This window comes from Longimicrobiaceae bacterium (assembly GCA_035936415.1).
Lineage (GTDB): Bacteria > Gemmatimonadota > Gemmatimonadetes > Longimicrobiales > Longimicrobiaceae > JAFAYN01.
Genome location: DASYWD010000397.1, coordinates 22,326 through 29,122, shown reverse-complemented (window position 1 = coordinate 29,122; position 6,797 = coordinate 22,326). Strand labels below are relative to the sequence as shown.

General features: G+C 68.4%; 7 protein-coding genes. 5 read left to right on the top strand and 2 right to left on the bottom strand.

Annotated elements, in window-relative coordinates; genetic code table 11:
- A partial coding sequence (locus VGR37_16170; GenBank protein HEV2148942.1) for a transposase occupies window positions 1–165 on the bottom strand: 165 nt, incomplete at its 3' end.
- Between the two features lie 216 nt (window positions 166–381).
- Between VGR37_16170 and VGR37_16165 the strand changes: the two genes are divergently transcribed.
- Together VGR37_16165 and VGR37_16160 are read left to right on the top strand one after the other, a co-directional pair.
- Window positions 382–789 (top strand): hypothetical protein, encoded by a 408-nt coding sequence (locus tag VGR37_16165; GenBank protein HEV2148941.1) that lies wholly within the window; start codon window positions 382–384, stop codon window positions 787–789.
- A gap of 455 nt (window positions 790–1,244) precedes the next feature.
- Entirely contained in the window at window positions 1,245–1,811 is a 567-nt protein-coding gene (locus tag VGR37_16160; GenBank protein HEV2148940.1) for an MFS transporter, read from the top strand.
- A 49-nt stretch (window positions 1,812–1,860) separates the two neighbouring features.
- Here the strand turns inward: VGR37_16160 and VGR37_16155 are convergent, their stop codons facing one another.
- The gene (locus tag VGR37_16155) at window positions 1,861–2,943 is read right to left on the bottom strand and encodes an SDR family oxidoreductase (protein HEV2148939.1); all 1,083 of its coding nucleotides are present in this window, start codon (window positions 2,941–2,943) and stop codon (window positions 1,861–1,863) included.
- A gap of 225 nt (window positions 2,944–3,168) precedes the next feature.
- Between VGR37_16155 and VGR37_16150 the strand changes: the two genes are divergently transcribed.
- From VGR37_16150 to VGR37_16140, 3 genes are all read left to right on the top strand, one after another.
- Window positions 3,169–4,125 carry a GntR family transcriptional regulator gene (locus VGR37_16150; GenBank protein HEV2148938.1) on the top strand — a complete coding sequence of 319 codons (957 nt, stop codon included), beginning with the start codon at window positions 3,169–3,171 and terminating at the stop codon, window positions 4,123–4,125.
- A gap of 207 nt (window positions 4,126–4,332) precedes the next feature.
- Window positions 4,333–4,890 carry a DUF1440 domain-containing protein gene (locus tag VGR37_16145; protein HEV2148937.1) on the top strand — a complete coding sequence of 186 codons (558 nt, stop codon included), beginning with the start codon at window positions 4,333–4,335 and terminating at the stop codon, window positions 4,888–4,890.
- 85 nt (window positions 4,891–4,975) lie between these two features.
- Entirely contained in the window at window positions 4,976–6,781 is a 1,806-nt protein-coding gene (locus VGR37_16140) for a thiamine pyrophosphate-requiring protein (GenBank protein ID HEV2148936.1), read from the top strand.
- Window positions 6,782–6,797: the final 16 nt, after the last annotated feature.

The following is a 6,797-nucleotide window of genomic DNA, read 5'->3' as shown; positions in this document are numbered from 1 at the left end:
CCAGGTACAGCCGTTGTGCGCCTGGTAGAAGATCGCGTTCCAGACCTCGCGCAGCTCGTGCGTGCGCGGTCGGCCCGTGCGCCCGTTCTTGGCCGCGGGCAGGACGGAGCGCACCACCGCCCACTGGGCGTCCGTCGGATCACTGGGGTAGGGTTGGCGTGCCATCCTCCTGTGCACACGCCAACTCCATGCCCACTTTGTTCACAGCCTCTTAGGAGATGAGGACCCTCAGTTCGCCGGGTGGCTCCGTATCGGCTATATGGAGCGCCAGTGGGTTGGGGAGGACCCGTACCGGTCCCGTACCCCTACGCGGCATACGACCGTCCTCGCAGGTGCGGTCGCCGCCTTCGGACCGGTAGAGCTTCCACCTGGAGCGTCCCGATGATGCCGGCGGATTCTTCGGCGTGGTGGACCGGAACCGAGGGTATCGGCCCGATTCCGATATCCGGAGTAGAGGGGCCAGTTGTGGGACTCAATGTGGTTAGCGACTGGCTCGGCTCAGAATGGGTGCTCACCCCGCCGGTCGAAGCGTTGGCGGGCGTCCCTCTGACTGCTCCGGCATTTGGAGAGCCGCTCGTCTGGCGGGACGCCGTCGGCGCCCCCGCGGTTGTGCTGCGGGTATGGCAGGTGCGATCCGATGCATACGAGGCAGAGCCGCTGGCGTACGAAGGCCTTGATCTCCTGATGCGCCCCGACCTGTACGGCCACGTGTGTGCGGCGGCTTCTGTTCCCGTTCGAGAATTCAGGACCGTCGAAAGCGAGGAGTTGGAAGGGATTAGAGCGGCGTAGGCGCAAGCATCGGATTTGACCCGGCGATTGGCGACGGTTCCCCGGCCGCTTCGAAGAGAGTCGGTGGTCCGCGACGAGCGGTCGCTCGCGCACCCCTCCCGCGCCTCCAGACCCGGGGATGCCGCGCCGGATGGCTGCCGACGCCCCATGTGCGGCTCGGGGATTTGGAGTGTCCCGGCTGCCACCGCGGCCATGTTCTCGCGCACGCCGAACGCGCAGCGCTCTATGCCCCTTTCCCGCTAGCAGGGCCACCGCTCGTGGACACTCCACCGTTCCGGAAACATAGAAGGTACGCCCGTTCCAGAATCGGTGCCATCATGATGCTCCAGACAATGCTCTGGATGGTGTGAGCACGTGCGAACCAAAGGAGCGATGAAGAGCCGAAGCCCAAGGCATCGTCTCGCTTTTTGCCGTCGTGCTCGTTCCACTTATCACAGATGAATAGGACACGTGATATGTGGGAGCTGTATGCCATGTGGGGTTTTGTCGCGGTGTTTTTTGCGGATTTCTTCCTCACCAGGGGGGCGTCCGCCGCGCGTGCCGGAGCCCTCTCCGGGGCGGTGGCGTTCGCGGTGATCGGGATGGGCGGGGTGGGGTCGGTGCTGGCCGGCGCGTGGGCGGACCGGCTGGGGCGGGAGCGCGTGACCATCTGGGCCATGGCCGTGAGCGGGGCGTGCGCGCTGCTCATCGGATGGATGCTGCAGGCCCCGTTCGTGCTCGTACTGATTGTCGCCCTGGTCTGGGGCTTCGCGGTGGTGGCGGACTCCGCGCAGTTCAGTGCCGTGGTCACCGAGGTGGCCCCCTCGCACGCCGTGGGGACGGCGCTCACTCTCCAGACCTCGCTCGGATTCCTGCTCACTACGGTGACGATCCAGGGGGTGCCGGCCCTGCGGGACGCGGTGGGGTGGCCGCTCGCGTTCGGTGTCCTCGCCCTCGGGCCAGCCGCCGGGATCCTCGCGATGCGTCGGCTTGATTCGCTGCGAATTCAAGCCATCTCAGCCACGGGAGACCCTCACTCGTAGGAAAGCCGCTCCTCCGTGTCGGTCGACCTCCCGCGGCTTCCTGCCCCGGCTAGCCCTTGTACGTGCCGGAGAGCGCGCCCTTCCCGGTCAGACCGAACGCCCCGAGGGCGAGCAGGCCCGCCTGGACTCCGCGGTCGCGCCGCTTCCCCATCAGGAGCGCTGCCACGCCGAGCACCGCAGCCGCACCCAGCGGCGACGCGACTGGATGCGCCGCCACCTCCTGGTACAGGCTGCGCGTCCTGGCCTGCGGCGTGAAGTCGCCCCTGGTGCCGCCGTCGTCCTCCACGTGGGAGAACAGGTTGTTCGGGGCGTCGTCACTCTTCGGCCACTGCGTCTTCTGCTTTTTGAATCCCTGCCGGAGCTGCTGCAGGTCCAGCAGCTTGGGGCTGATGCGCTCGCCCATGCTCATCGCCTTTCCGGCCCCACCGATGAACAGGTCGCGCTCGTTCCCCTGGGCCGCCCTCAGGATGCCCTCCGCCGCCAGCTCGGGCTCGTAGATGGGTGGGATCGGCATCGGCATCACGCCCATCTGCGTCTTGGCCTTGTTGAAGAGCGGCGTGTTGATGCTGCTCGGCTTGACGAGCGTGACCCGCACGTTCGCGCCCTCCTTCATCAGTTCCACGCGCAGACCGTCGAGCCATCCCTTGATCGCGTGCTTGGCCGCGCAGTAGGCGGTCTGCAGCGGGACTCCGCGGTCCGAGAGCGCGCTCCCGACGCAGATCAGTGCGCCCTCGCTCGCCTTCAGGTAGGGGAGCGCCGCCCTGGCCCCGTGCACCTGTCCGTAGAAGATGACGTCCACCACCCGTCTGAAGTCCTCCAGAGAGGCCTCCTCGAAGGTGGCGTACAGGCTCACGCCCGCATTGTTCACCCAGGTGTCGATGCGGCCGTACTCCTCGGCGGCGCGCCGCGCGAGCGCCTCCACCTGTTCGTAGCTCGTCACGTCCGTGGGTACGGCGATCGCCTCGCCACCGTCGCGACGGATCTCCTCGGCGGCCTTCTGCAGGTCGCGCTGGTTGCGCGCAGCGAGCACCACCCGGGCGCCCTGGCGGGCGGCCTCCTTCGCGGTGAGCAGGCCGATGCCGCTGGAAGCGCCGGTGATTACGATGACCTGCTCCTTGATCGGCTTCGGCATGGCTCCTCCTCGGGATGATCGGCAGCGTCTGTCCGCGACGGGTGCCGGCCGCGCTGCGGGCGTCGGCGCGCGTGCTCGCTCGGCCGAAGGCCACGAACGGCGGAAGCCAGGCAGCAAGTTGCGTTCCCTGCTACAATTATCGTATCAGGGCACGTCGATTGCGGGGCTCTGCTACACCGCATTGCGCGGGAGCAGCGCCTCCGAACTGCGAGGGACGGGGAGAGCATGGTAAAGCCGATCGTGAACCTGCAGAAGCGCCTCCGGGACTACATCGTGGCCCGGAAGCACATCGGCCACCTGCGGCCCGGGGATCGGCTGCCGAGCTACCGGGAGCTGTCGGCGAAGTGGGACGTCGATCATCGCATGATCGCCCGGGCGTACCGGGCCCTGGAAGCGGAAGGGCTGGTCGAGATCCGGGGTCGGGCGGGGGTGTTCCTGCGCGATCAGGGGCACATCGGAGGGGAGCTGCCCTCGGAGACGGCTCGGTGGGTGGCCGGTGACGTTCTCACGGAGGCATGGCAGAGGCGCCTCAAGATTCCCGAGCTGCCGAGCCTGGTGCGGAAGTGCACCGCGTCCGTGAAGCTCCGGACCGCCTGCATCGAATCGACCGTGGACCACCGCGAGCTGCTCTGCCGCGAGCTTCGGGACTGGTTCGGCTTCGCGACGGAGGGTGTCTCGACAAGCCACCTTCCTGCCCAGGACGCGGACGGACCGGTGAAGGGAGTCCCCACGGCCGACCTCCCGGAGGCCGTACGAGCGGCCGACGTACTGGTCACGACCGCCTTTCACGCGCACGAGGTCCGGCCGATCGCGGAGGTGCTGGACAAGCCGTACGTGGTCGTGTCCATGCATCCCGTGGCAGCCGAGATCTTTCTGGACCGGCTCCGGGAAGGGCCGATCACGGTCGTCTGCGCCGATCCGGGCTTCGGGGACCGGGTGAGGCTGCTCGCCGGGGCCGAGTACCAGGATCGAATCCGTGTCGTGCTGGCAAGGGACAGCCGGGCCGTCGGCGAGCTGGGTCCGGACGAGCCGGTGTTCATCTCCACGGCTGCGCGCGCACTGCTCGCTCGGCACCCGCCTTCGTTCATGAAGGACGTTCCCGCGTTCTCCCGTGAGTCCGCCGCGGAGCTCGCCTTCCTGCTCATCCGGCTGAACCTGGAGAGGGCTCCCGCGTCCGGGTAGGAACGCCCCGACGTATCAGCCGGTGTGTAACGGGCGTGCCTGTTACATATATCGTATCAGGGAATGCGTCTTGCAGCACCGGCTGCACCGGTCGAGGCCGGTTCCGCACGATCCCATCATGGCGTCGTGTACTTCCAAGCAGGCGCTGCTGCGGAGGCGCTCGCGCGTGAACGCGGCCACCTTCACTCGGGATCAGGAGAAGAGCGGATGGCGAGAGCACATCGGGGGATCGAGGACGACTGGCGTGAGTGGGACGACGTGCCTCTCCTCAGGGCATCTGCCCCTCGAACCGGGAGGCGAGCGGGAATCGGCGAGGCCGCGGCGAAGGGCGCACTCGCCGGAATGATCGGCGGCGCGGCCATGATGATGGCGATGAAGGTGGAGCAGAAGGCGTTCCTGCCGGAGGGGCAGACGATGGAGCCCCCGCCCAGGAAGCTGGTCGAGACGCTGGCCGAGAAGGCGGACGTGGAGCTGGACGACCAGCAGGCGAAGATGGCCGGCATGGGCGTCCACATGGGCAACAGCGCCTTGTGGGGCGCACTGTTCGGGGTCGTCCAGGACCGCGTGCACCCGCCGTCGATGCTGCACGGCCTCCTGCTGGGTGGACTCGTCTACGCCGCCAACTTCCCGTCGTTCGGCCTGCTGCCGAGGCTGGGCGTGCTTCCGCCGCCCTCGCAGCAGCCGCTGCGCGAGGCGGCGATTCCCGTGGGTGCCCACGTGGTGTACGGCATCGCCACCGCAGCCGCCTTCGAGGCGATGACCTGACGGCGGGCGCCGCCCCAGTCGGTGTCGCTCCAGCCGTGTGCCCCGCGGCCGTCAGATGGCCACCCCCTGAACCGGAGAAGATCCAATGGCTGAGATGGTCGCCGACTTCGTCCTGCAGCGTCTGCACGGGTGGGGCGTGAACCGCATCTACGGGTATCCGGGAGACGGCATCAACGGCTTCGTGGGCGCCCTGGACCGCCACAAGGAGCAGATCCAGTTCGTCCAGGCGCGCCACGAGGAGCTCTCCGCCTTCATGGCGTGCGCCCACAGCAAGTTCACCGGCGAGGTGGGCGTCTGCCTGGCGACCTCCGGCCCCGGCGCCATCCACCTCCTGAACGGCCTCTACGACGCCCAGATGGACCACCAGGGGGTGGTCGCCATCGTGGGCCAGCAGGCGACGACCGGCCTCGGCGCCGACTACCAGCAGGAGGTGGACCTCGGCGTGCTCTTCAAGGACGTCGCGCGCCACTACGTGCAGACCTGCATGACGCCCGAGCAGGCGCGCCACCTCGTGGACCGGGCGATGCGCATCGCGCAGGCGGAGAAGGTGGTCACCTGCCTGATCTTTCCCAACGACGTGCAGGAGATGCCGGCCGTTCCGAGCCCCCCCCGCAAGCACGGGACGACGTTCTCCGGGATCGGCTATTCCGCGCCGCACGTGGTGCCGAAGGATGCGGACCTGCGGCAGGCGGCCGAGATCCTGAACCAGGGGAAGAAGGTCGCCATCCTGGTGGGGGCCGGCGCCCTGCAGGCGTCCGACGAGGTGGCCCAGGCGGCGGAGCTCCTGGGCGCCGGCGTGGCCAAGGCGCTCCTGGGCAAGGCGGTGCTCCCCGACGCCCTCCCCTACGTCACCGGATCCATCGGGCTCCTCGGCACGCGCCCCAGCGACGAGATGATGAAGACGTGCGACACGTTCTTCATGATCGGCACCTCGTTTCCGTATGCGGAGTTCCTGCCGGAGGAGGGGCAGGCCAGGGGGGTGCAGATCGACATTCGCCCGCGCAACCTCTCCCTCCGCTACCCCATGGAGGTGAACCTCTGCGGCGACACCGGGGAAACCCTCCGCGCCCTGATCCCGCTGCTGGAGCGCAAGCCGGACCGTGCGTACCGGGAGCAGATCGAGCAGTGGGTGCGGGAGTGGTGGGAGGTGCTCGAGGCGCGGGCGATGAGCAGCGCCGACCCGATCAACCCGCAGAGGGTCTTCTGGGAGCTCTCGCCGCGCCTCCCGGACCGCGCCATCGTGGTGGCGGACTCCGGGTCCTCGGCCAACTGGTTCGCGCGGGACCTCAAGATGCGGTCCGGAATGATGGCCTCCCTCTCCGGGAACCTGGCGACCATGGGCCCGGGCGTGCCGTACGCGATCGCGGGCAAGTTCACGCACCCCGACCGGCCGGTCATCGCATGCGTGGGCGACGGCGCCATGCAGATGAACGGCATCAACGGCCTGATCACCATCGCCAAGTACTGGCAGCAGTGGTCCGACCCGCGGCTCATCGTCCTGGTGCTGCAGAACCACGACCTGAACCAGGTGACCTGGGAGCAGCGGGTCATGGCGGGCGATCCCAAGTTCGAGGGCTCGCAGAACGTCCCCCCCTTCGACTACGCGGCCTACGCCCAGAGCCTGGGGCTCCTGGGAATCACCATGCGGACGCCGGACGACATCGTGCCCGGCTGGGAGCAGGCGCTCGCGGCGAACCGGCCCGTGGTCGTGGACGCGCACACGGACCCGGAGGTGCCGCCCCTGCCCCCGCACCTCACGGTCGAGCAGGCGATGCAGTACACCAGGTCCGTGCTCAGGGGGGACCCGCATGCATGGCGGATGGTGAAGCAGTCGGCCAAGCAGATGGCGGACACCTACCTGCCTGGAGACGGGACGCCGGACCGGCAGTGATCCCCATGCATGAAAC